Source organism: Gemmatimonadota bacterium (genome assembly GCA_026706345.1).
Classification (GTDB): Bacteria; JAAXHH01; JAAXHH01; order JAAXHH01; family JAAXHH01; genus JAAXHH01.
On record JAPOYX010000097.1, the window covers coordinates 1 to 2,666 of the forward strand.

The following is a 2,666-nucleotide window of genomic DNA, read 5'->3' on the forward strand; positions in this document are numbered from 1 at the left end:
TGGACTCTATGTCGCCGGCGTTCATCTCCGGTGTCCGGACGTTATCCAGAAAGAATTGCCACAGGTCGTCGTTGCGGACCCCTTTGTTGTACAGCTTAATGCCGTTAAACAGGCGGGATTCGGCCCAGACATCGACCACATCAACGTTCAGGCCCGGTGCGGCGCCACCCATATCGAGCAGGTGGGCGGTGACCGCGGCAAAACCGATCAACTCGCCCTGCCAGAAGACGGGCACCGCAATACCCAGGTCCGGGGTATGGCTGGCGCCCTGGAAGGGGTGGTTATGCAGAATCACGTCCCCCTCGTGAATATTGCCCTGGAGGCGCTTCAGAAAGCCCCGGATATAGGCCGGCAGGGAACCGACGTGCATCGGCGAGGTGTCGCTCTCGCAGATCTCGTTGCCCTGGGCGTCGTACAGGCCGGCGCCCAGGTCTTCAGACTCACGGATAATGCTGGAATAGGACATGCGGTAGAGGACGTGGGCCATTTCTTTGGCCGCTGCGGTAAACGCGCCGCCCAGGACGCGCAGGGTAATCGGATCGACCGACCGAGGCGTACCGTTTGGAGTGCCGTGTCCGTTTGGTGAGGTCATCACGTTCCCTCCTCTGCGTGCTCCTATTCACACGCAATAATCAAAATGCCGTGCCGATCAACCTCTGCGGATAAGCCAGGGTTGACCACCACCGTGCTATCGAGCTGTTCAACAATAGCGGGGCCGGTGATGATATTCCCGGCTTGTAAGCGCTCTCGATCGTAGAAGTCGGTCGCGAGTTTTTCCGGCGTTCCGTCCCGATTGAATATCACATCGAGCGTCGCGATTCGGGCCGCGTCCGGGGACCCGTCCCCGGTCGGAATCTCTTTCAGCCGCAACTCGGGGATCAGGCCCACTCCTTGGACACGAATATTCACCAGTTGGATATCGCTGTCCGGAAAGCGTCGGACATACTCACGCTCGTGCGCCTGGTGGAAGGCTTCGGTCGCCTGTTGCTGCCAGTCGGCCGTAATCTCACCGGCGGGTAACTCAACCCGCAGCTCATAGCCCTGGCCGATATAGCGGCAGTCGGCAATACGGCGGATTAATGACTGGTCGGCCCCGAGATTGTCGGCCCGGAGCCGCTCGGCGGCCTGGCGTTCCAGGGCCGCGAAATCCGCGGCGAGCTTGTCGCGATCAAGAGCCGAGAAAAGCTGCATCTCGGTCGTGACAAACTCGTACACGATATCCGTTGCCAGCAGCCCGAGCGCCGACGTAATGCCGGGATAGCGGGGCACCAGGACGGTGGGGATGCGCAGCTCTCGAGCGATATCACAGGCAAACACGGGCCCGGCTCCGCCGGCGGCAACCAGGACAAAGTCGCGCGGGTCATAACCTTTCTGGACGCTGCTGATTTCAATGCCTTCAACCATGCTCTGGGTGAGAATCCGAACCGCGCCCAGGGCGGCTTCCTCCACACCCAGGCCCAAGGGCTGGCACAGCTGTCGTTGGACGGCCTCTGCGGCGAGGCCGGGTTGAATCTGGACTTGGCCGCCAAGGACATTCTCGGCTCGCAGCCTGCCGAGCACTACCAGCGCATCGGTCGCCGTCGGAAGGCTCCCGCCCCTGCCGTAACACGCCGGACCGGGGTCTGCCCCCGCGCTCTTGGGTCCCACCCGGAACATGCCGCCCGCATCAAGATAGGCCAGACTCCCCCCGCCCGCGCCAATCGCGTCGATCTCGACCATGGGAATCATGGCGTGATAACCGGCCACTTTGGTGTCGAGGAGATGCTTCATCCGCATCTGCCCGTCCGGCGCAACGCCAATGTCTGCGGAGGTGCCGCCGACATCAAGGGTAATCACGCTGGGCGAGCCCGTACTCTTGCCGGTCCAAATCCCGCCGATCAGGCCCGCCACCGGTCCGGACATGAGCAGGTTGACCGGGCGTTGAGCCGCGCCTGCGGTGGTCGCGACCCCGCCGACCGAGGTCATCAGGTGGAGCCCGCCCCGTATGCCTTTGTCCGTGATCGTCCGGTCGAGGCGGCGGACGTACTGACTGACCTGAGGACCGACATAGGCATTCAGGCAGACCGTGCTGAAGCCTTCGTACTCACGGTATTGGGGCAGGACCTCGTGCCGGACGGATAAATAACACTCCGGGTATTCTTCAAGAATGATTTCCTTGGCGCGTTGCTCGTGCTCTGGGTTGAGAAAGGAGAACAGAAAGCACACGGCAATGGCTTCCACGCCCTCACGCTTGAGTCGTCGGACGGCCTCCCGCACCTCGTCTTCGTCAAGTGGGGTCAACACCTCGCCCTGAGGGGCAATGATGCGCTCACTAATCGGGCGTCGATAGCGCCGGCGAACCAGGGGATGTTTTTGCCACGGCACATCCTGGTAGAGGCTGAACGACAAGGGTCGCTTGTGGCGGGCGATATGCAGAATGTCACGATACCCCTTGGTCGTGAGCATACCGACCTGCGCTCCGGCGTGCTCCAGCACGATATTGGTGGCGATAGTCGTCCCGTGAAAGAAGTGGTCAATCTGAGCGACCGGAATGCCGACGTGCGCGCACAGCGCCTCCACCCCGTCGAGCGTGGCCTGGGAGGGGTCGGCTGGCGTGCTGGGCAGCTTATAGACTACCACCTCACCCTTGTCCTCATCGACATAGATCAGATCGGTAAACGTTCCTC

The 2,666-nt window shown here is 62.0% G+C and carries 2 protein-coding genes; both read right to left on the reverse strand.

Annotation, left to right across the window (positions count from 1 at the left end; genetic code table 11):
• A partial coding sequence (locus OXG98_07015) for a hydantoinase B/oxoprolinase family protein (GenBank protein MCY3771753.1) occupies positions 1-592 on the reverse strand: 592 nt, incomplete at its 3' end.
• Between the two features lie 23 nt (positions 593-615).
• Positions 616-2,666 (reverse strand): hydantoinase/oxoprolinase family protein (locus OXG98_07020; GenBank protein MCY3771754.1); only part of this gene is annotated, 2,051 nt, incomplete at its 5' end.